Below are 26463 nucleotides of genomic sequence, written 5' to 3'. Positions count from 1 at the left end.
CCTCAGCTCAGGCGCTGCTCTTGTCGTGCACCCAGCGGCCGAGCAGATGATGGGCGATCGCAAACGGATGCGGGCCGGCGAGCCCGTCGGGATGCGTCCGCGTCAGCATCAGGGCTGCCTCCTCGCGCGTGAACCAGCGCGCGTCTTCCAGCTCCATGCGATCGACGACGATATCCTCGCTTACGGCCCGCGCGCTGCAGCCGATCATCAGCGATGACGGATAGGGCCAGGGCTGGGTCATGTAATACTGCACGTCGGTGCAGCGAATGCCGGATTCTTCCAGGATCTCGCGGCGCACCGCGTCCTCGATGGTCTCGGCCGCCTCGACGAAGCCGGCGAGGCACGAATACATGCCCGGCGGAAACTGCTTCTGGCGGCCGAGCAGGCACTTGTCGCCGGAGGCCACCAGCATGATCACGACCGGATCGGTGCGCGGAAAATGCTCGGCCTTGCAGGCAGGGCAGTCGCGCTTCCAGCCGCCTTCCTTCATCGCACTGCGGGTGCCGCAATTGGCGCAATAGCCGTGGCGCTGATGCCAGCTCACCATCGACTTCGCCATCGCGATTGCCGACAGCTCCTGTGGCGGAAGCGCGCCCTGCATCGCCATGCCGCGCAGCTCGGTCACGGTGTAGTCCTCGCGGCCGACCAGTTTCTCGGCAGCGGCCTGCGACAGGCCCATGCCGAACATGGCGGCCCCGTCGCGCAATCCCAAAAAGATCGTGCCGGGATTGGCGCCGCATTTCAGTGCCTCGTCGATCGAGAGCAGCGCGCGCGCCGTTTCGCCCTCGCGCTTCACCAGCAGCGAGTCGCGATAGACCACATAGGCGCGCGAGGACGGCTTCTGCTCCAGCGCGAAAAGCTTTTCGTCGTCGCGGCGCAGATGCGCGGCGCGGTCGAGAATGTTGGTGACGAAGGCCGGCTGCCCCAGCGGAAACGCGTCGAATGCTGACATGTCTTGTTCTTTCAACCCAACCAGATCTTGCGGCGGAGCGCGCTGATGAAATTCTGCACCTCAGTGGCATCGTGCGCCAATGGCGGCATCACGCCCCAGACCGGCCGTGGCCAGGCTGCGTCACCGGTGCGGCGGGCGATGATGTGGACGTGAAGCTGCGGCACGAGGTTGCCGAGCGCGGCGATGTTGAGCTTGTCGCATCTGGTGATCTCCTTCAGCGCGCGCGAGACGCGGGAGATCTCCGTCATCAGCTGCGCCTGCTGCACCTCGTCCAGGTCGATGATCTCGACCGCATCGGGGCGCCGCGGCACCAGCAGCAGCCAGGGATAATGCGCGTCCTTGATGACCAGCACCTTCGACAGCGGCAAATCGCCGATGTCGATGGTGTCCTCTTTCAGGCGGGAGTGCAGCGACCAGGCGGGTTCGGGCATGAAGACTTCTCTGGATTGATTCTTACCGTCGCAGAGACCACGCCCCCAGACAACATCCGTATGCGCCGTGGTCCGTATGCGCCGGGTTGGGCAAGCCATGCGCTTCTGTCGATTGGAAACGGGTTCTGGGACGCGAAACGGAGCGGTTCGGGCCTGAGCGGACGCAACGGCCGTGGGAACAGCCATATACCCCGCTTGCTTTCCGGCCCTTTTAGCCCCAAATAGGGACCGGGAGATTGGCGGTGGACGAGCCACTCGCCAACCGGGTCAGGTCCGGAAGGAAGCAGCCCTAACGAGGTCCGGATCGGGTCGCTCGTCAGTCTCCTACCTGTTTTTCCGAGCGAATTGCGCCGGTGGTCGTCCCGCCAGCGCGCTCCTTTCCGCAAAAGCCGGCCACGAGACATTTCATTGCGGATCGACCGATGACCGACGCTGGCGCCCCTCCCAATCCCGACAGCGCCGGCAACACGCCTTACCGGGTGCTGGCGCGTAAATACCGCCCTTCCTCTTTTGACGACCTGATCGGCCAGGAGGCCGTGGTCCGCACCGTCTCCAATGCGTTCGAGACCGGGCGCATTCCGCAGGCCTGGATCCTCACCGGCGTCCGCGGCGTCGGCAAGACCACCACCGCGCGCATCCTCGCCCGCGCGCTCAACTACGAGATGCCTGATGGTTCGGTGAAGGGCCCGACCATCCACATGCCGACCCTCGGCGTGCACTGCCAGGCGATCATGGAAAGCCGGCACATGGACGTGCTGGAGATGGACGCCGCCTCGCACACCGGCGTCGACGACGTCCGCCAGATCAATGACAGCGTGCGCTATGCCCCCGCCAGCGCCCGCTACAAGGTCTACATCATCGACGAAGTCCACATGCTGTCGACGGCAGCCTTCAACGCCTTCCTGAAGACGCTGGAGGAGCCGCCGGAGCACGCCAAGTTCGTGTTCGCGACGACGGAGATCCGCAAGGTTCCAGTCACCGTGTTGTCGCGCTGCCAGCGCTTCGACCTGCGCCGCGTCGAGGCCGACGTGCTGATGAAGCACCTCGCCAATATCGCGGCGAAGGAAAGCGTCGAGATCGAGCCCGAGGCGCTCGGCATCATCGCGCGCGCCGCCGAAGGCTCGGTGCGCGATTCGCTGTCGCTGCTCGACCAGGCGATCGCGCATGCGGCAGGCCAGGTGAAGGCCGATGCGGTCAGGCAGATGCTGGGGCTCGCCGACCGCACCCGCGTCATCGATCTCTTCGATTCGCTGGCGCGCGGCGACATCGCGGCCGCCTTCAGGGAGTTCCGCGACCAGTACGACGTCGGCGCGGACCCGATCGTCGTGCTCTCCGACCTCGCCGAGTTCGTCAATTTCGTCACCCGTGTGAAGGTCGTGCCGGCGACCGCCGACAATGTCGCCTATGGCGAGACCGAGCGGGTTCGTGCGCGGGACTTCGCGTCCAGGATTTCCATGCGCGTGCTGTCGCGGATGTGGCAGATGCTGCTCAAGGGCATCACCGAGGTGCAGGCCGCGACGCGCCCCGCGGCGGCGGCCGAGATGGTGCTGGTGCGCATTGCCTATGTCGCCGACCTGCCGACGCCGGATGAAGCCATCAGGATGCTGGAGCAGAACGGCGGCGCCTCGCCGGTCGTGAGCGGCAGCAGTGCGGCGCGGAGCGGCGCGCCGGCCGCACCGATGGCCTCGGCGGCGCCGGTTGCTTCAGCCGCACCCGTTCGTATGCCGACGTCGTCGCCGACTGCGTTCGGCGGCGCTGCCCGTCCGCAGATGGCGGCGCCCGCGCCGGATCCGCAAGGCGCGGCGCCGCAGCTGCGCATCACCAGCTTCACCCAGCTCGTCGCGCTCGCCGGGCAGAAGCGCGACCTCATGACCAAGGGTGCGCTCGAAGGCGACATGCGCCTCATTCGTTTCGAGGAGGGCCGGCTCGAGGTCGCGCTCGAGCCCAACGCCTCCAAGACCATGATCTCGGAGCTTGCGAAGAAATTCGAGCTGTGGACCGGCCGGCGCTGGACCGTGATCGTCTCCAACGAGCAGGGCCAGCCGACGCTGCGCTCGGTGAACCAGGCCGCCAAGCAGGAGCATGCGCGTACCGCCGAAGCCGACCCGCGCGTGCAGGAGGTGCTGTCGCGCTTCCCCGGTGCGAAGGTCGTCGAGGTCCGCAGGCTTGCCCCCGAGGCGCCGGAATCCAATATTAACGCGGACTATGGCAGTGACGATCCGCCCGACGGTTCCGACGGCGACGATCTCTGAGCCATTCTTTCCAAGGACAGGCACCGATGGCTGATTTTCTCGGCATGATGAAGCAGGCGGCGCAACTGCAATCCAAGATGCAGGAGATGCAGGAGCAACTCGCCAATGTGGAGGTTGAAGGCATCTCCGGCGGTGGTCTCGTCGCCGTGCGCATGACCGCCAAGATGGACGTCAAGGGCATCAAGATCGATCCCTCGCTGATGAAGCCGGAGGAGCGCGAGGTGCTGGAAGACCTGCTCGTTACCGCGCTCGCCGATGCCCGCCGCAAGGCGGAAACGGCGGTGCAGGACAAGATGCAGTCGCTCACCGGCGGGCTCGGCCTGCCGCCGGGGCTGTTCGGCCAGTAACATGGGCGCGGTTGCAGGTCCCGAGATCGAGCGGCTGGTCCAGCTTCTTGCGCGGCTGCCGGGCCTCGGTCCGCGCTCGGCGCGGCGCGCGGCCTTGCATCTGATCAAGAAGCGCGAAGCGCTGATGATGCCGCTGTCGTCCGCCTTGCAGGTCGCGCTGGACAAGGTCCAGGTCTGCAAGACCTGCGGCAACATCGACACGCAGAATCCCTGCACGGTCTGCACCGATCCGAAGCGCGATCCCTCCATCATCGTCGTCGTTGCCGACGTTGCCGATCTCTGGGCGCTGGAGCGGGCCAATGCGACCCAGGGGCGCTATCATGTGCTCGGCGCGACATTGTCGCCGCTCGATGGTGTCGGCCCGCAGGACCTCACCATCGACACGCTGGTGGCGCGCGCGCATGATCCGCAGGTGCACGAAATCATCCTGGCGCTGAATGCGACGGTCGACGGCCAGACCACGGCGCATTACATCACCGACCTGCTTCAGGATGCCAATGTGAAGGTGACGCGGCTCGCTCACGGCGTTCCCGTCGGCGGCGAGCTTGATTATCTCGATGAAGGTACGCTATCGGCTGCGATGCGGCAGCGCACCCTGTTCTAGCCATCCAGACTTTACGGAACGGACGACATGACGAAACCTTTCGCCACACGATTTGCCTTGGTCGCGATGATGACGCTGCTGGTGAGCCCGGCCATCTCCGCGCAGCAGGGCGACGAGGCACCGCCGTCCAAGCCCGGCAAGCCGATCAACACCGGCGACGTGCTCTCCGGCGAACTGAACGCGATGAAGGTCCGCGACGTCAGGAACGGCAGGCGTGTCGCGACCTACCAGATCACCTCCGAGCCGCGCCGCCTGCCGCCGCCGAACGGGCTGTGCAATCTCGAGACCGGGCCAGAGACGTTCCAGCTCGTCACCTCCACCGATGCGCAGGCTACGCAGCTGAAATCGTTCGTCGGCAAGGAGATCTCCGTGAAGGTCGACGAGATCGCCTGCGCCAGCGATGCCGGCCAGATGAGCGAGGCCGTGATCACCAAGTGGAGCCTGATCAGGAAGCAGTAGGGGGCGGGCGACGCTCTCTCCGTCGTCATTGCGAGCGAAGCGAAGCAATCCAGGAATCGTTCCGCGGAAAAAAGTCTGGATTGCTTCGTCGCAAGAGCTCCTCGCAATGACGAGGAGAGATGTGAGCGTCAAACCCTCACCGGCCCCAGCGTCTCGAAATGCCCGCGCTTTTGCAAGTACGCCAGCAGCATCAGGCTCGGGATCGCCACCAGCACGCAGATCACGAAGAACAGCGGCCAGCCCGTGCTATCCGCCACGAAGCCGGCACCGGATGAGAGATAGGTCCGCCCCACCGCCGCAAGCGCGGTGAGCAGCGCGTATTGCGTCGCCGTGTGCAGCGGGTTCTGGCACAGCGCAGAGAGATAGGCGACGAAGATCACGGTGCCGATCGCGCTGGTGAAGTTCTCGGCCGTGATGGCGAAGGCGAGCGCCCATTGGCTGGTGCCGACGATCGCCAGCCAGGAGAAGGAGAGGTTGGCGAGTGCCTGCAGAACGCCGCCGATCCACAGGCTGGTCGCGAGCGAATAGCGCCGCGCGACGAAGCCACCGGCAAAGCCGCCGATCAGCGTCGCGGCGAGTCCAACGCCCTTCACGATCGCCGCATAGTCGTTGCGGGAGAAGCCGAGGTCGATCACGAACGGCGCCGTCATCGTGCCGGAGAAGGCATCCGTGAACTTGAACAGCACCACGAAAGCGAGTGCGGCGAGCGCGTCCTTCCGCGACAGGAATTCCGAGAAGGCCCCGATCGCGGCGTGCAGCACGCGCGCAAACGCGGTCTCGGCCTGTGTCGCGGCTTCGGCCCGCACCGATTGCTCGGGCTCGGTCGCAACCATTGCCGTGATCGTCCCGATCAGCACCATCGCCGCCATCACCACGTAGCCCCACGTCCAGGCCGATTGTCGCGCAATGCCGGTGCTTTCGAAGCCCGAGACGATGAACAGCGCGCCCGCGGTCGAGACCAGCATGCCGATGCGATAGGCCGCGACGTATGACGCCATGCCGGCGGCCTGCTCGCTCTCCGGCAGGCTCTCGACACGGAACGCATCGACCACGATGTCCTGCGTCGACGATGTCGTCGCCACCAGCAGCGCGCCGAGCGCGACGTAGAACGGCGACCGCGCCGGATCTGTCATCGCCAGCAGCACGATCGCGATGATCAGCAGCAGCTGCGAGAACACCAGCCAGCCGCGCCGCCGCCCGAAGGCGCGGGTGAACAGCGGCACATGCATCGCGTCCACCAGCGGCGCCCACAGGAATTTCAGCGTGTAGGGCGTGCCGACCAGCGCAAACAGCCCGATGGTCTTGAGATCGACCCCGGCTTCCCGCATCCACACCAACAGCGTCGAGCCCGACAACGCCAGCGGCAGGCCGGAGGAGAAGCCGAGAAACAGCACGATCAGCACCCGCGGCTGCAGGTAAACGGCAAGGCTGTCGCGCCAGGAGGTCGCAGGGGCGGAGGTCGCGGCAGGGGAGGTCGCGTCGGGTGCGGTCATGGGGCGGTGTTAGCAGATTCTGGGGGCCACAAGTGAGGTGTCATCGCCCTCTCCGCTGTCATCGTCCGCGAAGGCGGACGATCCAGTAATCACCAGTGTCTCGGTTCAATTGCACCCGCCGCGGCGTGCTGGATGTCCCGCCTTTGCGGGGCACTACAGCGTGGAGGAGTATGGCGGTGTCATGGTGGGCCGGCAATCTCGTGATACAGATCATCCCAATTCGGGTTGTGCTGTTCGATCAATCGGACCTTCCAGGCCCTGTTCCACTTCTTCAGTCGCTTCTCCCGCTTGATCGCGTTATCAGGGTCGTCGAACTGCTCGAAGTAGACGAGCCTCGCGACATCGTATTTTTCCGTGAAGCTTTCGATCAGCTTTGACTTGTGCTCGGCTACCCGGCGGATGAGATCATTGGTCACGCCAATGTATAGCGTGCCGCCGATCTTGCTGGAGAGAATGTAGACGTAGTAGTGGCGTCCGCCCATCTGCCGCCTTCCCCTTCGCTGTCATCGTCCGCGAATGCGGACGATCCAGTAATCACCAGCGTCCCGGTTCAATCACCAACGCCGCGGCGTACTGGATGCCCCGCCTGCGCGGGGCATGACAGCGTGCTACAAACTCACTCCCCCGCCTGGAGTTTCCTCGGAAACAGCTCGCCCGCGGCCGTCGCCACCAGCCGCGGTGCCTCCGGCGCATCGCTCTTGCTGAAATCGAGCTCCTCGATGCGCCCTGCACGCTTCTCGATCTTGTCGGCGGAGATCAGGATCTGGCGGACGTCCTCGTTCGCATCGGAAAAATGCTTCTGCAATTTGACCACTCGGTCCCTGAGGCGGCCGAGATCGTCGCCGAGCTTGATCACTTCAGTCTGGATCTGGTCGGCGGCATCGCGCATGCGCGCGTCCTTCATGATCTGCTGCATCACCTGGATCGCGAGCATCAGGAGCGAGGGCGACACCAGCACGATTCGGGCGCGATAGGCCTTCTGGATCACGTCGTCGAAGCCATCATGGATCTCGGCATAGACCGATTCCGACGGCACGAACATCAGCGCCATCTCCTGGGTCTCGCCGGTGACGAGATATTTTTCGGCGATGTCGCTGACATGCTTCATCACGTCGCCGCGCAGCCGCTGCGTGGCAATGCGCCGCTCCTCGTCGGTACGGGCGTCGTGCAGCGCCGTCATCGCCTCAAGCGGAAATTTTGCGTCGATGCAGAGCGGGCGCTGGTCGGGCAGGAACACGACACAGTCGGGCCGCTTGCCGGTGGAGAGCGTGAACTGGAACTCGTAGGAGCCCTTCGGCAGCCCGTCCTGGACGATCGCCTCCATCCGCGCCTGCCCGAAGGCGCCGCGCGACTGCTTGTTGGCGAGCACGTCGCGCAAGGTGGTCACCTGGGTGGTGAGGTCGGTGAGGTTCTTGTGCGCGCTGTCGATGATGCCGAGCCGCTCGTGCAGGGCGCGCAGGCTCTCCATGGTGTTGCGGGTGGAATGTTCCATGGACTGGCCGACACGGTGGGTCACCGAATCCAGCCGCTCGTTGACCGCGCGCGCCATCTCGGCCTGGCGGCCGGCCAGCGCCTGGGTCATGGCGTCGACCCGGCCCGAGGCCTCGCTCTGGGCGCGCAGCACTTGGGCGAGGCGCTCCTCGAGCTCGTCGGCCCGGATCGCGTGCGCCATGGCGAGTTCCGCGCCACGCCGCCCCGAGCGCGCGATCACCACCGCAATCACCACCAGCAGGATGAGGACGAGGGCACCGAAGCCGATCAGCGCATCGATGATGCGCACCGGCCAGTCGCCGGCCATGAAAATGATCTCGTTCATGCCTGCCCTTCTACCCGATTCGCCGGAGTACGCGAACGAAGAGGGAACATCGGTGGTTGACAACCCCCTAATTTTTACGGTTAACGAAACCTGAAGTTTTATGGTTAGCGGAAGGTTAACGGCGTTCCTGGCCGCATTGACCGCATCCGGCGCGCGGCTTAAATCGCGGCCATGGCCCTACGAGAAATCATCATCCTGCCGGACAAGCAGCTGCGTCTGGTCTCCAAGCCGATCGAGAAGGTCACGCCGGAGATTCGTAAGCTTGCCGACGACATGTTCGAGACCATGTACGACGCGCCCGGCATCGGCCTCGCTGCGATCCAGGTCGCGCAGCCCTTGCGCCTGATCACCATGGATCTCGCCAAACGCGACGAGAGCGGCGAGACCAAGCGCGAGCCGCGCGTCTTCATCAACCCTGAAATCCTCGCCTCGTCCGAAGAACTTTCGGTCTACGAGGAAGGCTGCCTGTCGATCCCCGAATATTACGAGGAGGTCGAACGGCCCGCGAAGGTGCGCGTGCGCTTCACCGATCTCGACGGCAAGGTGCACGAGGAGGACGCCGAGGGCCTCTACGCCACCTGCATCCAGCACGAGATCGACCATCTCAACGGCGTCCTGTTCGTCGACTATCTGTCGAAGCTCAAGCGCGACCGCGTGATCAAGAAGTTCGAGAAGGCCGCCAAGCGCGCGGAGTAGCCAAGTCCTCCGCCGTCATGCCCGGCCTTGTGCCGGGCATCCACGTTCTTTGCCGCCGCGAGCAGGAAGAACGTGGATGGCCGGGACAAGCCCGGCCATGACGAGTACCTTGCTCGCTTCCGAGGATTGTCGCAGTCACATGCCCCTCCGCCTCATCTTCATGGGCACGCCCGATTTCGCCGTGCCGACGCTGCTCGAGCTGGTCTCCCACGGCCACGAGATCGTGGCCGTCTACAGCCGCGCGCCGAAGCCGGGCGGGCGGCGCGGCCTGCAATTGCAGCCGACCCCGGTCGAGGAAGCCGCGCGAAAACTCGGCGTGCCCGTGCTGACGCCGAAGACGCTGAAGACGTCGGAGGCGCTGGAAGAGTTTCGCGCATTTGACGCTGATGCCGCAGTCGTCGTTGCCTACGGCATGATCCTGCCGCAGGCGATCCTCGATGCGCCGAAGCTCGGCTGCTACAATCTGCACGCTTCGCTGCTGCCGCGCTGGCGCGGCGCCGCGCCCATCAACCGCGCCATCATGGAAGGCGATGCCGAGAGCGGCGTGATGGTGATGAAGATGGATGTCGGCCTCGACACCGGCGACGTCGCCATGGCCGAGCGCATCGCGATATCGGACACCATGACCGCGCTCGATCTGCACGATCGCCTGTCCCGACTGGGCGCCGACCTGATGGTGCGCGCGATGGCCGCGCTCGAACGCGGCGGGCTCCAGCTCAAAAAGCAGAGCGAGGACGGCGTCACCTATGCCGCCAAGATCGACAAGGCCGAGGCGCGCATCGACTGGACAAGGCCCGCGCGTGCCGTGCTGCGCCACATCCACGGCTTGTCGCCGTTTCCCGGCGCCTGGAGCGAGCTTGAGGATGCGCGCGTCAAGATCCTGCGCTGCGAGCTCGCGAAGGGTTCCGGCACGCCGGGCGAGGTGCTCGACGACCTCCTCACCATCGCCTGCGGCGAGGGCGCGATCCGCATCATCGAGCTCCAGCGCGAGGGCAAGGCCCGCATGCAGGCCACGGACTTCCTCCGCGGCGTGCCCGTCAAGCCGCCGACGCGGTTTGCTTGATGCCCCGCTACAAGCTCACCATCGAATATGACGGCGCGCCGTTCTTCGGCTGGCAGGTGCAGGAGACGCTGCCATCGGTGCAGGGCGCGCTGCAGGCTGCGGTGAAGGCGATGACCGGGGCGGATCTGCGCGTCCACGGCGCCGGCCGCACCGATGCCGGCGTGCATGCGCGCGGACAGGTCGCGCATGTCGACGTCGAGAAGCAGTTCCCGCCGGGGCGTTTTCGCGACGGGCTCAACGCGCATCTGCGACCGCATCCGATCGCGGTGCTCGAGGCCGAGATCGTGCCTGATACGTTCGAAGCGCGCTTCTCGGCCGTGAAGCGCCACTACCGCTACCGCGTCATCAACACCCGCGCCAATCTCGCGCTCGACCTCGGCCACGCCTGGCGCGTGCCGCGCCGCCTCGATGCCGATGCGATGCACGCGGCGGCGCAGCGCCTGCTCGGCAAGCACGATTTCACCACGTTCCGCGACACCGAATGCCAGGCCAAGTCGCCGGAGAAGACGCTCGACCAGCTCGACGTGCAGCGCGATGGCCGCGAGATCACCATTGTCAGCTCGGCGCGCTCGTTCCTGCACAGCCAGGTGCGCTCGATGGTGGGATCGCTGGTCTGGGTCGGCGAGGGGCGCTGGACCGCCGATGATCTCTCCGCCGCACTCGCAGCCCGCAACCGCGCAGCCTGCGGCATCGTCGCCCCGCCGGAGGGGCTGTATCTGATGAAGGTGGATTACTAGCGTCTGATGCTGCCACGGGCGTCATGGCCGGGCTTGTCCCGGCCATCCACGTTCTTTCTTGTCAGCGGGCGGCAAAGAACGTGGATGCCCGGGACAAGCCCGGGCATGACGGCGGTGGGTTTGGCGAGACCTAGCCCTTACCCAAAATACCGCGTCAAAATCCCGCGATACACTTGCGTCAATTTCTCCAGATCCGCCACCGGCACCCGCTCGTCGACCTGGTGCATGGTCTGGCCGACCAGGCCGAACTCGATCACGGGGCAATAGCTGGAGATGAAGCGCGCATCCGAAGTCCCGCCGCTCGTCGACAGCTCCGGCTTGCGGCCCGTCACCTCCTCGATCGCGGCCACCGCGAGATCGGTGAACGCACCCGGCTTGGTCACGAACACGTTGGAGTTGGACGGCTCCCAGACGATGCGGGCCTTGATGCGGTTGCCGCAGGCTTTTGCGAGGCGCTGTTCGATCAGCTCGCGCAGGGATGGCTGGGTGTGGTTGTCGTTGTAGCGGATGTTGAATTTTGCGCGGGCCTGGCCGGGAATGACGTTGTAGGCGCTGTTGCCGACGTCGACCGAGGTGAATTCGAGATTGGAGGCCTGGAACTGTGCGCTGCCATGATCGAGCGGCTCGTCGGAGATCGCCACGATCAGCCGCGAAATGTCAGGCACCGGATTGGACGCGCGATGCGGATAGGCGACATGACCCTGCACGCCGTCCACGTACAGTGTGCCGGATTGCGAGCCGCGGCGGCCGACCTTGATGGTGTCGCCGAGCACTTCGACGTTGGAGGGTTCGCCGAGCACGCAATGATCGAATGTCTCGCCGCGCTCGGCGGCCCATTTCAACAGCTTGATGGTGCCGTTGATCGAGACGTCTTCCTCGTCGCCCGTGATCAGAAACGAGATCGAACCTGTTCCGTCCGCACGCGGCTTGCCGCCATTGGCAGCGAGATGCCCCAGCACCGCGGCGACGGAGCAGGCGATGCCGCCCTTCATGTCGACCGCACCGCGGCCGTGCAGGACGCCGTCCTTCACTTCGCCCGAGAACGCGCCGACGCTCCAGGCACTCTCGTCGCCCGGCGGCACCACGTCGGTGTGACCGGCAAAGGTGATGTGCGGCCCTTCGGTGCCGATCCGCGCATAGAGATTGTCGACATCGGCAGTGCCGGGCTCGCTGAAGGTCACGCGGTGGCAGGTGAAGCCGGCCTCGTTCAGGGCTTTCTCAAGCACCCCGAGCGCGCCGGCATCGGTCGGGGTTACCGAGGGGCAGCGGATGAGGCCGCGGGCAATGGAGAGAGCATCGGTCATGCGCGTCGGATCAATCCCGCAGCAGCTCGTTGATGCTGGTCTTGGACCGCGTGCGTTCGTCGACGCGCTTGACGATCACGGCGCATGCGGTGCTCGGGCCGATCTGGCCGTTCTTCATCGGCTTGCCGGGCAGCGCGCCGGGCACCACCACCGAATACTCCGGCACTTCGCCCATGAAGATTTCGCCGGTCTCGCGATCGACGATCTTGGTCGAGGCGCCCAGGAACACGCCCATCGCCAGCACCGCGCCCTTGCGCACGATCACGCCTTCGGCGACCTCCGAGCGCGCGCCGATGAAGCAGTCGTCCTCGATGATGACGGGCTCGGCCTGCAGCGGCTCGAGCACGCCGCCGATGCCGGCGCCGCCGGAGATGTGCACGCGCTTGCCGATCTGCGCGCAGGATCCGACGGTAGCCCAGGTGTCGACCATCGTGCTCTCATCGACGTAAGCGCCGAGATTGACGAAGGACGGCATCAGGACGACGTTCTTGGCAATGAAGGCCGAGCGGCGGACGATGGCGCCCGGCACCGCGCGGAAGCCGGCGTCGCGAAAACGGTTCTCGCCCCAGCCCTCGAACTTCGAGGGCACCTTGTCCCACCAGGTCGCCTTGCCGGGGCCGCCGGGAATGACGCCCATGTCGTTGAGGCGGAACGAGAGCAGCACGGCCTTCTTCAGCCACTGATTGACCTTCCACTTGCCGTCAGCGCCGCGCTCGGCAACGCGCGCCTCGCCCTTGTCCAGGATCTCCAGCGACTGGTCCACGGCCTCGCGCACCTCGCCCTTGGTCGTGGTCGAGACGCCGTCGCGCGCGTCGAAGGCGCCGTTGATGGTGGATTCGAGGGCTGCAAGGGACATCGGGATTTCCTCTAGGGAGCGGGAATTTTGATGGATTGGGGCGCTTTTTCGGGATTTGGAAAGGTCAAGTCAAGCGCACATTCGTGGTTGCCGGGTTTGTCTCGGCCATCCTCCACGGTCATTCCGGGGCGATGCGGAGCATCGAACCCGGAATCTCGAGATTCTCCGGTGCGCAATCGCGCACCGTAGTTTGCCCTTCGGGCGCCCCGGAATGACGGTGGCCGCTACGGCCTCACCGCAGCGCCGCCAAGAACCGCGTCAGATCATCCGTGACGTGGTCGACATGGGCGGCGTCCCGGCCCTCCAGTTCCCAATCCTCGCGCACCACCTCTTTCGTCCCGTCAGGCACCACCAGCACCGTGGTCATGCCGAGCTGGTGCGGGACGGTGAGGTTGCGGGCGAGGTCCTCGAACATGGCGGCGCGGGTCGGATCGACCGCATGCTGGCTGAGGAATTTCCGGTAGGTCTGCGGCGCCGGCTTGGGCTCGAATTCGGCGGCGATGATGTCGAACACGCCGTCGAAATGCGAGGCGAAGCCGAGCCGCGCCAGCACGGCGTCGACATGATCGACCGAGCCGTTGGTGAGGATCAGTTTTCGCCCGGGCAGCTTTGCGATGGCGGCGCCGAGCGCCGGGTTCGGCTCCAGCGGCGAGTGGTCGATCTTGTGGACGTAGGCGAGATAGTCGTCGGCGGAGACGCCGTGCAGGGTCATCATGCCGCGCATCGTGGTGCCGAAGCGGCGGTAATAGTCCTTCTGGATCGTCCGCGCGTCCTCCGGGCCGACGTTCAGCCAGTTGCAAACGAACTCCCCGATCCGCGCATCGACCTGCTGCCACAGATTGACGTGATGCGGATAGAGCGTGTTGTCGAGGTCGAACACCCAGGTGTCGACATGGTTGAAGGTGCGGGGGGAGGTCATACCAAATCTCTATCTATCGATCGCAAGGGCTGCCCCACTCCCTGCTGTCGTCCCGGACAGGCGAAGCGCAGATCCGGGACCCATATCCCCAGGGAGGAATTTGGCGTAGAAGCGTAGCTGGCATCTCGCGCCATAACCAAAGCCTGTGGTTATGGGTCTCTGCGTTCGCATGCGTTCGCAGGGACGACAGCGGAGATTGTGGCGCATGCGCGCTCATCGAACCAACACCATCACGGCACGGCAAACCGCAGCGTCTTGCCGCCGCTCGACATGTCCACCGCGCCAAAACCCGTTGCCGAAAATCCGCGCGCGCCGCAATCGGTCTGCTGATTGGTCTCGAACTTGGTTTCGCGCGTGCAGAGCTGCCTGTCGCCGCCCCAGTTCAGCGGCCGGTCCTTCAGCTTGATGACCCGGTTGTCGGCGTCCACCGCTTCCGCGAAGCTGAAGATCTGCTTCGGCTGGCCGGTCACATCGGGGTGCAGGCAGGTCTTGGGATCGATGCGATACCAGCCGCGGCTGGTCACGGACTTGCCGTCGTCGGTCGCGATCGCCGCCATCACCTTGTGCGGCGTGTCGTTGCACCAGGTCAGGCCGGTCGCAGACGGCGTCTGCACGGCGTCGACCATGGCCTTGAAGAAGTTCGGCGAGGCCAGGATGTCCGACGATAGTCCGCGGCTTTTCAGGAAGGCGGCCAGCGCGGCCTGCGTCTTCGGCCCATCGACGCCATCGATCGGCGCTGCATCGTAGCCTGCGATCACCAGCAGCCGCTGGATGCCGGCAAGGCGCGCCTGCTCGTCGTCATATTCGGAGTCCTCGGCGAGATAGGCAATGAGGTTGCCGTCCGCCCCTTGCGTCGGAGTCACTTGCGTGAACGGGGCCTGGGTCTGGCCGCTGCGGCATTGCCGCGCCGCGGCGATGACGAAATTGTCTTGCGCGACGCACAGCATGTCGCTGCCGCTTTGCGGGATCGGGGAAGCGCCGTAGACGCCGAGTGCGCGGGCATTGAGCAGGATGCGGTCGGCGGTCAGCGTACCCTGCACCACCACGCGGCAACTGGCGGGATCGATCCTGAACCAGCCGCGCGTCGCGGTCGCCGCCTTGTCGTCGATGCCGATGGCGGCCTCCACGACATAGGACATGCGGTTGCAGATCTTGAGGTCGGCGAAAGCCGGCGCGGAGGAGAAGAAGAGCGAGACGATCGCCGCCGGCAGCGTCATGAGGAAGTGCGTCAGGAGCGAGCGGCGGTGTCCCACCCCCGTCATTCCGGGGCGATGCGAAGCATCGAACCCGGAATCTCGAGATTTCCGCCGCTCGCGTTCGCTCATCACTTGTGGATCAGCGTTCCCGTGCCCTGGTTGGTGAAGAGCTCGAGCAGCACCGCGTGCTGCATCTTGCCGTCGATGATGACGACGCCCTGCACGCCCTGCTCCAGCGCGTAGATGCAGGTCTCGACCTTCGGGATCATGCCGCCCGAAATGGTGCCGTCGGCGATCAGCTTGCGCGCGTCCTTGACCGAAAGCTGCGGGATCAGCTTCTTCGACTTGTCGAGCACGCCCGGCACGTCGGTGAGCAGCAGGAGGCGCTTGGCCTTCAGCGCGCCCGCGACGGCGCCGGCAAAGGTGTCGGCGTTGACGTTCAGCGTCTGGCCCTCCTTGGAGGTGGCGAGCGGCGCCAGCACCGGGATCAGCTCGTAGCCGATCAGCTGGTTGAGCAGCGTGAGGTCGACCTTCTCGGGATCGCCGACGAAGCCGAGATCGATCGCCTTCTCGATGTTCGAGCCCGGATCGACGATGGTGCGCGTCGTCTTCGACGCCTTCACCATGTTGCCGTCCTTGCCGGATAGCCCGACCGCCTTGCCGCCGGCCTCGTTGATATAGCCGACGATCTGCTTGTTGACGGAGCCGGCCAGCACCATCTCGACGATCTCGATGGTCGCAGCGTCGGTGATGCGCAGGCCGGCGGCGAATTCCGAGGCGATGCCGAGACGCTTGAGCATGGTCGCGATCTGCGGCCCGCCGCCGTGCACCACGACAGGATTGATCGCGGTCTGCTCGAGCAGCACGATGTCGCGGGCGAAGTTCTTCGCGGTCTCCTCGTCGCCCATGGCATGGCCGCCATATTTGATGACGATGGTTTCCTCGTCATACTGCTGCATGTGCGGCAGCGCTTCGGACAGGATGCGGGCCTGGTCGAGCGGAGAGATGTCGGTCATGTCGGATCTCGCTGGCGGGACTGTCGGTGCGCGTTCTATCCGATTGGCGGAGGCAGCGCAAAGCGCTCTTACCCTCCCCTGGAGGGGGAGGGTCGATCGCGCGCAGCGCGAGCGGGGTGGGGTGATCTCTCCACACGGGCACTGCTTCTGTGGAGAGACTGTCACCCCACGCCGCTACGCATTTCGCTTCGCTGCATGCGTAGCGACCCTCCCCCTCCAGGGGAGGGTAAGAAAGAGCCTTACTTCCTCGCCGCCACCGCGGCCACACTCACGGCCAGCCAGCTCAGAATCATCACCGTTCCACCCGTCGGCGCAGCATATGGAAACAGCGCGTGCCCGGCATATTGCCGCAAGGTGAGGTCGCCCGCGAACAGCGCGGCTCCGATCACGAAGCCGAACGCCGCCACGAGTCCAATTCCGCCGTGCAGAAGGCCGCGTGCGAGCAAGGCGACAGTCGCGAGCATGGCCGTTGCATGAAACAGCAGCATGGCGCTGGCGGAGGCAAGCCGGCTGGCGTCCGCCCCATGGGCGGAGGCGGCGGCCAGCGCGACGCCGGCGGCGCCCATCAATCCGGCAAGCCCGATCAGCACGCGACACGCCACCATTACGAGGCCCGCTCTTCAAGCAGCTTTGCCATCGCGGCACGAAGGCTCTCCATGCCGGTCGAGCTGCGTGACGAGGTCGCGAGCACGGTCGGGAACGCGGCCGGATGCTTGGCCAGCGCGGCCTCGGTCTCGGCGATGCGCGCCTGCAGCTCGGAGGCCTTCACCTGGTCGGCCTTGGTCAGCACGATCTGGTAGCTGACGGCGGAACGGTCGAGCGTCCCAAGCACTTCGAGGTCGACATCCTTGAGGCCGTGCCGCGCGTCGATCAGCACGTAGACGCGCGCCAGCGAGGCGCGGCCGAGCAGGAATTTGTGGATCAGCTCGGTCCAGGACGCGACCTGGCTCTTGGGCGCCTTGGCATAGCCGTAGCCGGGCATGTCGACGAGCCGCAGGTCGGTCTTGCCGGGCACCTCGAAGAAGATGAGCTCCTGGGTGCGGCCCGGCGTATGCGAGGTGCGCGCCAGCGCGTTGCGCCCCGTGAGCGCATTGATCAGGCTGGACTTGCCGACATTCGAGCGGCCGGCAAAGGCGATCTCCAGCCCCGCCATCGGCGGCAGCGTTTCGATCGAAGGCGAAGCCCAGATGAACTGCCAGTCACGGGCGAACAGTTTTCGTCCGGCTTCGATCAGCTTCGCATCTTTGTCGTCCGTCATGCGAAGGCTTTCGGTTGTTTGCCGCGTCATTGCGAGCGAAGCGAAGCAATCCAGAATGCCTCCGCGGAAACAGTCTGGATTGCTTCGTCGCGTCGCTCCTCGCAATGACGGGGAGTTACGTTGCTTCAGTCGTCACTTTTTTTTTGAACAAGCTGCGAATGTTGTCGAGCAGCTCCACCTTCACGCCGTTGCGGCGCATGATGTAGCTCTGCTGGACCACCGAGAGCGTGTTGTTCCACGCCCAGTAGATCACGAGGCCTGCCGGGAAGCCCGCCAGCATGAAGGTGAAGATCAGCGGCATCCAGTTGAAGATGAGCTGCTGCGTCGGATCGGGCGGCGTCGGGTTCAGCTTCATCTGGAACCACATCGTGATGCCCATGATGATCGGCCAGATGCCGAGATGCAGATAATGGCCGAACACCGGAAGCGTGGTCGGATCGACCGGGATCAAGCCGAACAGGTTGAAGAGATTGGTCGGGTCCGGCGCGGAGAGGTCCTTGATCCAGCCGAAGAAATGCGCGTGCCGCATCTCGATGGTGACGAACAGCACCTTGTAGAGCGAGAAGAACACGGGGATCTGGATCACCACGGGAAGACAGCCGGCGACCGGATTGATCTTCTCCTTGCGGTAGATCTCCATCATCTCCTGCTGCTGCTTCACCTTGTCGTCGGGGTAGCGCTCCTTCAGCGCCTGAAGCTGCGGCTGGATCGACTTCATCTTCGCCATCGAGGCATAGGACTTGTTCGCCAGCGGGAAGAACAGGAGCTTCACGATCACCGTCACGAGGAGGATCGAGATGCCGAAATTGCCGAAGAAACGGTAGAAGAAGTCGAGGCCGAGGAACATCGGCTTGGTGATGAAGTAGAACCAGCCCCAGTCGATCAAGAGATCGAAATGGTTGAGGCCGAGCGCCTTGTTGTAGCCGCCAAGGCCGGCGAACGGAAACACGCCGACGACGCCGGCTTCCTTGGCGCCCGCGAACAGCCGCGCGTTCGCGGTCGCGGTGCCGCCGATCGCGACGGTGACGGGGTCGAGCAGATAGTCGGTCTGGTAGGTGTGGACGTTGCCGACCGGGTTCGACGAGAAGCGCGCCTGGAGCGGGGCATTGGTGTCGGGCAGAAGCGCCGAGGCCCAGTACTTGTCGGTCATGCCGAGCCAGCCATTGGTGGCCTTGAAGGTGACGGACTTGGCTTCGTCGATCTTCTTGTAGGCGTATTCCTGCAAGCCATCGAGATAGCCGATCAGGCCTTCATGCAGGATGTAGTAGCCGGAGACCTGCGGCGCGCCGTGGCGCGAGATCAGCGCGAACGGATAGAGCGTGACAGGCGCGTTGCCGACATTGCTCACCTCGTCCTTGATGGTGAAGAGATAGTGGTCGTCGACAGCAATGGTGCGGCGGAAGGTGAGGCCCTCGCCATTGTCCCATTTCAGCACCACCGGCGTCGTCGGCGTCAGGCTGCCACTGCCGTCCTGCTGCCAGACAGTCTGCGCGTCCGGCAGCTTGGCCGTCACGCCCGTTGCCGGCACCCAGCCGAACTCGGCGTAGTAGGGCTCCGCCGTGCCCGAGGGCGAATAGAGGATGATCGGCGGCGACTTCGGGTCGACCGTTTCGCGGAACTGCACCAGCGCGATGTCGTCGATGCGGCCGCCTTTCAGCGAGATGCTGCCGGCAATCCGCGGTGTGTCGATCTTCACGCGCGGGCTGGCTGCGATCGCGGCATCGCGGGCGATGACCGGCTGGGCCTGCTGGCTCGCGGCCGGCGTTGCCGGCTGAGCCGCGCTGCCCGTCTGCGGCGCGGCACCGGGTGTCGCGGAGGCGGTCGGCTGCGGCGTGGTCTTCTGGAGCTCGGCCTGCACCTGCTGCTGGGCGCGCTGCTTCTCCATCTGCGGCACGTTGTAGAAATACTGCCAGGCGATCAGGACGAGGCCCGACAGAATGACGGCGAGGATGGTGTTGCGATTGTCGGTCATCTCGAATGTCTCGTCATCAATCCGGTTTGCGGCTGGCAGCGGGAGCGGGGCCGGGCCTCTGGCCGCGCGTCTTGGCCGTATGCCGCGCGGGCTTCGTGAACGCTATGCGCAGATCGTCGAGCATGGTGCCGAAGTCGCGCGAGAGCGCGCCCCTTCGCCCGACCAGGACATAATCATGATGGGGCTGCATCGACACCGGATCGAGCCGCTTCACCAATTCGCGAAGCCGGCGCCGGATGCGATTGCGTTCGGGGGCGTTGCCGTTCTTTTTGGTGACGGTGAAGCCGATCCGGATTGGGCCAGAATCATCGCGGCGGCGGCTTTGCAGGACAAACGCGGGGCTATTCACCCGCGCGCCATTGGCAACGGCGAGGAAATCCGCCCGCTGCCTCAGCCGATCCATGATGAAATCCCAAAAAGGGGGTCCGGCTCAGGCGCTCAGACGCTTGCGGCCGCGGGCGCGGCGGGCGGCGAGAACCTTGCGGCCGCCGGCAGTGGCGAGGCGGGCGCGGAAGCCGTGACGGCGCTTGCGCACCAGTTTGCTGGGTTGATAAGTCCGCTTCACGGGTTTTTCTCCGCTGACCGGGCAATTTGCCTGTAGAATTGATGGTAAAGTCCGGAAGATGCGGCCCAAAATGGGCCCTTTCCGGCCCCAAGAGAGCCGCTCCCGGTGTCTCACCGGGTCATCGCGGACAATTCGCGCGGCTTATAAGGGAGCGCCTTGTTTTCGTCAACGCCGCACAAGGGCGCGATTTTCGTGAATATCGCTGTTTGTGCGGGGTTTTTAACCCCGGAGGTGGCGACTCGCGCTATCAGCGCTTACATACCACCTCGGCAGATTAGCGATCCGTAATTTGACCGGGCCCGGGGCGGATCGCATCCTCCATCAGCCAAGGCCAACAGGGGCGAATTTCGTGGCAGCCACAGATCGCCAGCCGATCCAGGATCTGGATCAGCCGGACCAGCCGGCGATGCGGCCGCGCGGGTCGCGCGGGCTCGGGCTGTCTGGCAAGCTGCTGCTGCTCACCATTCCCCTGGTGATGATCGCCGCCGTGCTGCTCTACGTGCCGGCCATCGCCAATTTCTGGGTCAACCGGCTGAACGACCGCGTTGCGGCGGCCAACACGGCGGCGCTGGTGCTGGATGCGGCCCCGCTCGGCATGGTCCCCGATTCGCTGTCGCGCCAGATTCTCAAGAGCATCAATGCCCGTGCGGTCGCGATCAAGATGGGCCAGCAGCGCCGGCTGCTCGCCAGCGACAATCTGCCGACTGCCATCGAGCACGATATCGACCTGCGCGACATGACGGCCTGGGAGGCGATCACCGGCTCGTTCCGGATGATGCTGGAAACCGGCAACCAGGCCATCCGCATCGTCGGGCCGGGTGTCGGCAATGCCCAGTTCATGGAGATCGTCACCGACGAGTTGCCGCTGCGGCAGCAGATGTACCGCTTCTCCCGCAACCTCGTGGTGGTGGCGCTGATCATCGCGGTGCTGACCGCGGGCCTCGTCTATCTCGCGCTCCATTATCTCTTCGTGCGGCCGATGCGCCGGCTGACCGCGAGCCTGGTCGGCTTCCATGAGAACCCGGAGAGTTCGGCCGGGATCATCGTGCCGAGCCAGCGCAGCGACGAGATCGGGGTGGCCGAGCGCGAATTGTCGGACATGCAGCGCGACCTGATGTCGATGCTGCATCAGAAGAGCCGGCTCGCCGCCCTCGGCCTCGCCGTCTCCAAGATCAATCACGATCTGCGCAATCTGCTCGCCTCGGCGCAGCTCCTGTCGGACCAGCTCGCCAGCGTGCCGGATCCGCGGGTGCAGCGCTTTGCGCCCAAGCTCGTGCGCTCGCTCGAGCGCGCCATCGCGTTCTGCCAGTCGACCTTGTCCTATGGCCGCGCCCAGGAAGCCGCGCCCGACCGCCGCATGATCCTGATCGAGCCGGTCGTGCTGGAGGTGCGCGAGACCGCGGGGCTCGCCAACGACGCATCGATCGCCTGGGTCGCCGCGATCGAACGCGGGCTCGCGATCGATGCCGATCCCGACCAGCTGTTCCGCGTATTGCTCAATCTCGTCCGCAACGCCGCCCAGGCGCTCGAAAGCCATGCGTCGGGTGAGGGCCGCGTGCAGCAGATCCGGATCACCGGAAAGCGCGAAGGTGCCGTCGCCATCATCGAGGTCTCCGACACCGGCCCCGGCGTCCCCCAGAAGACCCGGGAGCACCTGTTCGAGGCGTTCCAGACCTCCGGCCGCCCCGGCGGCAGCGGCCTCGGCCTTGCCATCGCCGCCGAGCTGGTCCGCGCCCATGGTGGCGACATCCACCTGGTCGAAGGCACCATCGGCGCCACCTTCCGCATCGTCATCCCCGACCGTCCCGTGGAACTGCTCTCCATCCGCAACGAGCGGGCGAGGGCGTAGTCGGCCAAAGGCCGCGATCTCCATCACTTCCGTCATTCCGGGGCGGCGCAGAGCGCCGAACCCGGAATCCCGAGGTTTTGAGCACGAGATTCCGGGTTCTCGCTTCGCGAGCCCCGGAATGACCGGGTGGAGATCGTCGTTTCCCCGTAAAATCTCTCCATCCCGGACCTTGCCAACGCCGGCAAGAGCGGTTAGTCAAAGCGCTCTTTCGCACCCCTCCCGGCCCTCCGGGAGATGCGTCGCGGGTCATGCCCGCCATCGCTTTTGCGAAAACGCGCCCGTAGCTCAGCTGGATAGAGCATCAGACTACGAATCTGAGGGTCGGACGTTCGAATCGTTCCGGGCGCGCCATTCTTCGACGGAAGGTCAGGACAAGGCAGCATCTGGTCGCCAGACGGGCCGAGACCGGATGGCCGCGCCGTGTGAGGAGCTTGGATGAGGATATCGCAGGCGTTCAAGTTCGAGGCGGCGCATCGGCTGCCAAACGTGCCCGAGACTCACCGGTGCAGCCGGCTGCATGGCCACTCCTATCGGGTCGAGGTCCAGCTGGACGGTCCGGTGGACCCGCACACCGGCTTCGTCGCAGACTTCTTCGATATCGAAAAAAGCTTCGCCGACATCATGGGCGCGCTGGACCACCATTGCCTGAACGAGGTCGAAGGCCTCGAGAACCCGACCGCCGAGAATATCGCGGTCTGGATCTGGGACCGGTTGAAGCCGAGCCTTCGCCAGCTAGCGGCCGTCCGGGTCTATGAAACGGCGGACTGCTGGGCCGAATATCAGGGGCGGTGACGACAGCTCTTGTTTCAACGTCCCGCCAGCACCTCCTTGCACTTGGCCGCGAAGGCATTGAGGTAGGAGCCGAGTTCGCTCGCCAGCGCATCGGACCGGTCGACGTTCTGCAGGCTCATGTTGAGCGCGTAGACCGGAAGCCCGTCGAGCGCGATCGGCGTTGCAACGGCGAGAACTGCGGGCTGCCACGACACGGCGCAATAGCCGTCGCGTTCGACGGAGCTGATCGATCTCCTGACCTCCGCGAGCAGGGCCTTGGTGGCCGCAGCGCTGCGCCGCTTGAACTGCTTCAGCAACCGCTCGCGCTCGGTCTCGGCAATGCCGGCGAGGTAAGCGCGCCCCAGCGACGTCAGTTCCATCGGGACCTGCTGCCCGGCGACCACGTTGCGCAGCGCCGCGCGCGGGCTGTAGCGGATCGACTCCAGATAAACCATCATGGTTCGATCCGCGGTAGCCAACCCGACGTTCAGCCGGCGCTTCGCCGATTCCGCCCGCATCATCGGTCCGATCGCGTTGAGCACCGGTGATCCCGTCCGCATCGCGTGACCGATGCTGATGACGGACGCGGCAAGGCGGTAGCTCCGCTCGCTGCGGACCTCGTCGAGCATCCCGGAATTGACCAGCGTTCGCGTCAGCCGGCTGACCGTCGATCGCGGCAAGCCTGTTCGCTCCGCGATCTCGCCGTTGCCCAGCGTGTCGACGCCGGGCCGGAACGCCCGGAGGATCTCGATGCCCCGTTCGAGCGACCGGTTGCCGTCAACCCCGCCCGCAAATCTGCGCGCCTGCGTCACATCCAGCCTCCGCGGCATTTCCACTCAGTGGAATTAAGGGGATGTTCCGGCGGGTGCAAGCCGCTAACAGCATGGGCAAAAGAATGCCCGGCCGCGCTGGGGCTCGACGAGGAACGGCACGGCCCGAACAGGCATTCGATATCCGCAATGCGTCGCGGTGATCGATCCGACTCCAACCACGGAGCCTGCCATGTCCTATCAGCTCATCGAATTCTCCGTCGGGGCCGGCGTCGCGACGATCGCCTTCAACCGGCCGGAACGGCGCAACGCGATGAGCGATGAGATGCGCGCCGAATTCCTCGATGCGCTCGAAACCGTGGCTCGCGACAGGGCGATCAAGGCCATGGTGCTGACCGGGCGCGGCAACGCCTTCTGTGCCGGCGGCGACATCAGCGGAATGAAGCGCCGACTCGAGGCGCCGCAGGGCGAAGTCGCATTCAACGGATGGAGCCGTCAGCAGGGCGTGCACCACGTGCAGTCGCTGCTGCTGGGCCTGCCGAAGCCGACCATCGCCGCCGTCAACGGCGCCGCGGCGGGCCTCGGTGCCGACACCGCGCTGGCCTGCGACTTCGTCATGGGCACGGAACGCTCGAAATTCACATGGTCCTACATCAAGCGCGGTTTGATACCCGACGGCGGCGGCCTGTATTTCCTGCCGCGCCGGGTCGGCCTTCCCAAGGCCAAGGAGCTGATCTTCACCGGCCGCCTCGTCGAGGCTGACGAAGCGCTCGCGCTCGGCATCGTCGATCGCAAGGTGGCGGCGGCCGAGTTGCTTCCGGCCGCGCGGGCCTGGGCGGCCGAGCTGGCTCAGGGGTCTCCCACGGCGCTGGCGCTCGGCAAGAAGATCCTGAACGCGACGTTCGAGCATTCCGCGCCCGACATTTTCGATCTCGGCAGCCAGGCGCAGGCGATCTGCTACACCAGCGCGGAGCATCGCGACGCAGTGGCGGCCTTCCTCGCGCAATCCTCGTCGAAGGCTTGAGCGATGGATGCGATCGAACGCCTGATCCGGCCGCGCAGCATCGCCGTCATCGGTGCTTCCGCAGATCCGGGCAAGACCTCGGGGCGGCCGGTGTCTTATCTCCAGAAGCATGGCTTCGCGGGTGCGATCTATCCCGTCAATCCCAAGGTCGAAGAGATCGGCGGTCTGGCCTGCTACCCCGACATCGCCTCGCTGCCCGATGTGCCTGACGTCGGCCTCGTCCTGCTCGGCGCCGAGCGCGCGCACATCGCGGTGCGCGAATTGTCCGAGCGCGGGGCCACTGCTGCGATCGTTCTTGCCAGCGGCTTCACCGAAACCGGGGCCGAAGGCGCCGCGCGCCAGCTGCAGCTCATGCAAGCCGCCGGCTCGATGCGGATCCTCGGGCCGAACACGATCGGCCTCGTCAATCTCACCGACAACATCGTGTTGTCGGCGTCGGGCGCGCTGGCGATGGATGATTTCCCGGCGGGATCCATCGGATTAGTTTCGCAAAGCGGGGGCATTCTCGGCGCCGTGCTGTCACGCGCCGCGGCGCGCGGGATCGGGCTGTCCAAGCTGGTGTCGACCAGCAACGAGGCCGATCTCGAGCTCTCCGACTTCATCGACTTTCTCGCCGGAGACGCTGCGACCGGCGTCATTGCGCTTTATATCGAGGCGATCCGCAATCCGCTTCGCTTTCGCGAGTCGGTCCTTCGGGCGCGCCGTGCCGGCAAGCCCATCGTCGCCTTCAAGATCGGGCGATCGGAGGCGGGCGCACGGGCGGCCGTCTCGCATACCGGCGCGCTGGCCGGCTCCGACCGGATGTACGACGCCCTGTTCAGGCAGCTCGGCGTGATCCGCGCCAGGACGTTCGAGGACCTGCTCGACATTCCCGCAGCCCTTGGCGCGGGGCGCAAGCTTTCCGGCCGGCGTGTTGCGATCCTCACCTCGACCGGCGGCGCCGGCACGATCGTGTCCGACAGTCTCGGCGTTGCCGGCTTTGCAACGCCGGCTCCCGACACTGAGACGGCCGCGCAATTGCGCAGCCTCCAGTCCGGCTCGCACGCCAATCTCGATCGCAACCCGATCGACGTGACCCTGGCCGGTTTGCAGCCGGATCTGCTGCGCGCCGCGATCCGCATCCTGCTCGCAAGTCCCTCCTACGATGCGCTTGCCGTCATTGCCGGCTCGTCGGCCGTGGGATCGCCGGCCCTGATGGCCGATGCCATCCACGACTGCCTGCCGCTGAGCGACAAGCCCGTCATTGCCTATGTCAGTCCCCATGCGCCCGAGGTGGTGTCCGTCCTCACCCGGCGCGGTGTCCCCGCCTACACGTCCGCCGAGAGCTGTGCTGCGGCGCTCGACGGGCTTTTGCGTGCCGGAATGCCGGAACAGGTCCGGACATCCACCTCGCCCCTGACGACGGCCGATGCCAGCGACGTCGCGGCTGGAGCGCTCGACGAAGCGCAGGCCAAGGCGCTGTTCGCCCGCTTTGGGATTTCTGTCGCGGCAGAGAAGGTGGTCGCAACGGCGAGCGAAGCGGAACAGGCAGCGCGCGACCTCGGTGGCCGGGTCGTGCTCAAGATTCTCTCGCGCGAGATCGCGCACAAGAGCGATGTCGGCGGCGTCGCGGTCAACCTGACCACTGAAACGATCGGCGGCCGGCTGACGGCGATGGCAGATGAGGTCGAGGCCAGGACCGGAACGCGGCCCGACCAGTTCCTGGTTCAGGAGATGATTTCAGGCGGCGTCGAAATCATTCTCGGAATGCACCGCGATGCCCTGGGAACGGCGATCCTCCTCGGAATGGGCGGCGTCGCGGCCGAACTGTTCAAGGACACGACGATGCGCCTGCTGCCGCCGCAGGGTGGCCTCGATCTGTCGGAGGCGAAGGCGATGGCGCGCGATCTCGTCGCCTGGCCGCTGCTGGACGGCTTTCGGGGCCGGCCGAAATGCGATGTCGAAGCGCTCGCAGAAGCGGTCGTTGCGTTCTCGCGCATGGTCGCGCAGCTCGGTGATCGTCTCGCGGAGGCCGAGATCAATCCGGTGTTCGTGCTCCCGGCGGGCCAGGGCGTGAGGGCGGCAGACGGATTGGTTGTTCTCAATGTCTGAACAAAGTGGGATGGAGCTCCAG

Annotated in this window: 27 protein-coding genes, 1 tRNA gene and 1 other RNA gene; 13 read left to right on the top strand and 16 right to left on the bottom strand. The window is 65.5% G+C overall.

What is annotated here, in order from left to right:
• Nucleotides 1-7 precede the first annotated feature (7 nt).
• Both nudC and XH87_RS09085 read right to left on the bottom strand, forming a co-directional pair.
• Nucleotides 8-952, bottom strand: a complete 945-nt coding sequence (nudC, locus tag XH87_RS09090) for an NAD(+) diphosphatase (RefSeq protein WP_158671977.1) — start codon at nt 950-952, stop codon at nt 8-10.
• 11 nt (nt 953-963) lie between these two features.
• The gene (locus XH87_RS09085) at nt 964-1383 is read right to left on the bottom strand and encodes an HIT domain-containing protein (protein WP_035708905.1); all 420 of its coding nucleotides are present in this window, start codon (nt 1381-1383) and stop codon (nt 964-966) included.
• A gap of 231 nt (nt 1384-1614) precedes the next feature.
• Between XH87_RS09085 and ffs the strand changes: the two genes are divergently transcribed.
• From ffs to XH87_RS09060, 5 genes are all read left to right on the top strand, one after another.
• An RNA gene (gene ffs / locus XH87_RS09080) (signal recognition particle sRNA small type) lies at nt 1615-1711 on the top strand.
• 94 nt (nt 1712-1805) lie between these two features.
• On the top strand, nt 1806-3635 hold the full coding sequence (locus XH87_RS09075) for a DNA polymerase III subunit gamma/tau (RefSeq protein WP_271586987.1): 1830 nt from the start codon (nt 1806-1808) through the stop codon (nt 3633-3635).
• Nucleotides 3636-3661: 26 nt separating this feature from the next.
• Entirely contained in the window at nt 3662-3982 is a 321-nt protein-coding gene (locus XH87_RS09070; protein ID WP_035708898.1) for a YbaB/EbfC family nucleoid-associated protein, read from the top strand.
• 1 nt (nt 3983) lies between these two features.
• Nucleotides 3984-4586, top strand: coding sequence for a recombination mediator RecR (gene recR, locus XH87_RS09065; RefSeq protein WP_035708897.1), 603 nt, complete (start codon nt 3984-3986; stop codon nt 4584-4586).
• Nucleotides 4587-4613: 27 nt separating this feature from the next.
• Nucleotides 4614-5045, top strand: coding sequence for a hypothetical protein (locus XH87_RS09060; RefSeq protein ID WP_271586986.1), 432 nt, complete (start codon nt 4614-4616; stop codon nt 5043-5045).
• 128 nt (nt 5046-5173) lie between these two features.
• On the opposite strand, the gene XH87_RS09055 is transcribed toward XH87_RS09060, so the two are convergent.
• The 3 genes from XH87_RS09055 to XH87_RS09045 form a co-directional block, all read right to left on the bottom strand.
• Nucleotides 5174-6538 carry an AmpG family muropeptide MFS transporter gene (locus tag XH87_RS09055; RefSeq protein WP_271586985.1) on the bottom strand — a complete coding sequence of 455 codons (1365 nt, stop codon included), beginning with the start codon at nt 6536-6538 and terminating at the stop codon, nt 5174-5176.
• 179 nt (nt 6539-6717) lie between these two features.
• Nucleotides 6718-7020, bottom strand: a complete 303-nt coding sequence (locus XH87_RS09050) for a GIY-YIG nuclease family protein (RefSeq protein WP_035708889.1) — start codon at nt 7018-7020, stop codon at nt 6718-6720.
• Nucleotides 7021-7154: 134 nt separating this feature from the next.
• The gene (locus XH87_RS09045) at nt 7155-8354 is read right to left on the bottom strand and encodes a DNA recombination protein RmuC (RefSeq protein ID WP_158671564.1); all 1200 of its coding nucleotides are present in this window, start codon (nt 8352-8354) and stop codon (nt 7155-7157) included.
• 171 nt (nt 8355-8525) lie between these two features.
• On the opposite strand from XH87_RS09045, the gene def reads away from it, so the two are divergent.
• The 3 genes from def (at nt 8526) to truA (ending at nt 10850) form a co-directional block, all read left to right on the top strand.
• On the top strand, nt 8526-9050 hold the full coding sequence (gene def, locus XH87_RS09040; protein ID WP_271586984.1) for a peptide deformylase: 525 nt from the start codon (nt 8526-8528) through the stop codon (nt 9048-9050).
• A 139-nt stretch (nt 9051-9189) separates the two neighbouring features.
• Nucleotides 9190-10113 carry a methionyl-tRNA formyltransferase gene (fmt, locus tag XH87_RS09035; RefSeq protein ID WP_271586983.1) on the top strand — a complete coding sequence of 308 codons (924 nt, stop codon included), beginning with the start codon at nt 9190-9192 and terminating at the stop codon, nt 10111-10113.
• The gene (truA, locus tag XH87_RS09030; protein ID WP_271586982.1) at nt 10113-10850 is read left to right on the top strand and encodes a tRNA pseudouridine(38-40) synthase TruA; all 738 of its coding nucleotides are present in this window, start codon (nt 10113-10115) and stop codon (nt 10848-10850) included. Before fmt ends, truA begins: the two co-directional genes overlap by 1 nt.
• A 137-nt stretch (nt 10851-10987) precedes the next feature.
• On the opposite strand, the gene dapE is transcribed toward truA, so the two are convergent.
• The 10 genes from dapE to rpmH all read right to left on the bottom strand — a co-directional run bounded on the left by dapE (nt 10988) and on the right by rpmH (nt 19936).
• Complete coding sequence (gene dapE, locus XH87_RS09025) at nt 10988-12154, bottom strand: succinyl-diaminopimelate desuccinylase (protein WP_271586981.1); 1167 nt, start codon at nt 12152-12154, stop codon at nt 10988-10990.
• Between the two features lie 10 nt (nt 12155-12164).
• Nucleotides 12165-13010 (bottom strand): 2,3,4,5-tetrahydropyridine-2,6-dicarboxylate N-succinyltransferase, encoded by an 846-nt coding sequence (gene dapD, locus XH87_RS09020; RefSeq protein ID WP_271524814.1) that lies wholly within the window; start codon nt 13008-13010, stop codon nt 12165-12167.
• 232 nt (nt 13011-13242) lie between these two features.
• Entirely contained in the window at nt 13243-13929 is a 687-nt protein-coding gene (locus XH87_RS09015; RefSeq protein ID WP_271586980.1) for a pyrimidine 5'-nucleotidase, read from the bottom strand.
• A 230-nt stretch (nt 13930-14159) separates the two neighbouring features.
• A complete protein-coding gene (locus XH87_RS09010) occupies nt 14160-15146 on the bottom strand; it encodes a DUF1036 domain-containing protein (protein ID WP_333909173.1) in 987 nt (328 codons plus the stop codon).
• Nucleotides 15147-15253: 107 nt separating this feature from the next.
• Nucleotides 15254-16141 (bottom strand): acetylglutamate kinase, encoded by an 888-nt coding sequence (argB, locus tag XH87_RS09005; protein ID WP_035708847.1) that lies wholly within the window; start codon nt 16139-16141, stop codon nt 15254-15256.
• A gap of 239 nt (nt 16142-16380) precedes the next feature.
• Nucleotides 16381-16746, bottom strand: coding sequence for a DUF423 domain-containing protein (locus XH87_RS09000; protein ID WP_271586978.1), 366 nt, complete (start codon nt 16744-16746; stop codon nt 16381-16383).
• Nucleotides 16746-17399 (bottom strand): ribosome biogenesis GTP-binding protein YihA/YsxC, encoded by a 654-nt coding sequence (gene yihA, locus XH87_RS08995; protein WP_271586977.1) that lies wholly within the window; start codon nt 17397-17399, stop codon nt 16746-16748. The genes XH87_RS09000 and yihA overlap by 1 nt, the downstream gene beginning before the upstream one ends.
• Before the next feature lie 115 nt (nt 17400-17514).
• The gene (gene yidC / locus XH87_RS08990; RefSeq protein WP_271586976.1) at nt 17515-19371 is read right to left on the bottom strand and encodes a membrane protein insertase YidC; all 1857 of its coding nucleotides are present in this window, start codon (nt 19369-19371) and stop codon (nt 17515-17517) included.
• A gap of 16 nt (nt 19372-19387) precedes the next feature.
• Nucleotides 19388-19774: a ribonuclease P protein component gene (rnpA, locus tag XH87_RS08985; RefSeq protein WP_271586975.1), complete on the bottom strand. Its 387-nt coding sequence runs from the start codon at nt 19772-19774 to the stop codon at nt 19388-19390.
• Nucleotides 19775-19801: 27 nt separating this feature from the next.
• On the bottom strand, nt 19802-19936 hold the full coding sequence (gene rpmH / locus XH87_RS08980) for a 50S ribosomal protein L34 (RefSeq protein WP_008542748.1): 135 nt from the start codon (nt 19934-19936) through the stop codon (nt 19802-19804).
• 349 nt (nt 19937-20285) lie between these two features.
• On the opposite strand from rpmH, the gene XH87_RS08975 reads away from it, so the two are divergent.
• From XH87_RS08975 to queD, 3 genes are all read left to right on the top strand, one after another.
• The gene (locus XH87_RS08975) at nt 20286-21785 is read left to right on the top strand and encodes an ATP-binding protein (RefSeq protein ID WP_442868249.1); all 1500 of its coding nucleotides are present in this window, start codon (nt 20286-20288) and stop codon (nt 21783-21785) included.
• A gap of 274 nt (nt 21786-22059) precedes the next feature.
• A tRNA-Arg gene (locus XH87_RS08970) sits at nt 22060-22136 on the top strand.
• Nucleotides 22137-22220: 84 nt separating this feature from the next.
• Nucleotides 22221-22577, top strand: a complete 357-nt coding sequence (gene queD, locus XH87_RS08965) for a 6-carboxytetrahydropterin synthase QueD (RefSeq protein ID WP_158669704.1) — start codon at nt 22221-22223, stop codon at nt 22575-22577.
• A gap of 14 nt (nt 22578-22591) precedes the next feature.
• Here queD and XH87_RS08960 read toward each other — a convergent pair whose 3' ends face one another.
• A complete protein-coding gene (locus tag XH87_RS08960; RefSeq protein WP_271586974.1) occupies nt 22592-23368 on the bottom strand; it encodes an IclR family transcriptional regulator in 777 nt (258 codons plus the stop codon).
• Between the two features lie 190 nt (nt 23369-23558).
• On the opposite strand from XH87_RS08960, the gene XH87_RS08955 reads away from it, so the two are divergent.
• Nucleotides 23559-24350, top strand: a complete 792-nt coding sequence (locus XH87_RS08955) for an enoyl-CoA hydratase/isomerase family protein (RefSeq protein ID WP_271586973.1) — start codon at nt 23559-23561, stop codon at nt 24348-24350.
• Nucleotides 24351-24353: 3 nt separating this feature from the next.
• Nucleotides 24354-26441: an acetate--CoA ligase family protein gene (locus XH87_RS08950; protein ID WP_271586972.1), complete on the top strand. Its 2088-nt coding sequence runs from the start codon at nt 24354-24356 to the stop codon at nt 26439-26441.
• The last annotated feature ends 22 nt before the right edge of the window (nt 26442-26463 follow it).

This window comes from Bradyrhizobium sp. CCBAU 53415 (genome assembly GCF_028128735.1).
GTDB lineage: Bacteria > Pseudomonadota > Alphaproteobacteria > Rhizobiales > Xanthobacteraceae > Bradyrhizobium.
The sequence above is the reverse complement of the archived record's forward strand: the minus strand, read 5'-3'. Positions and strand labels throughout refer to the sequence as shown.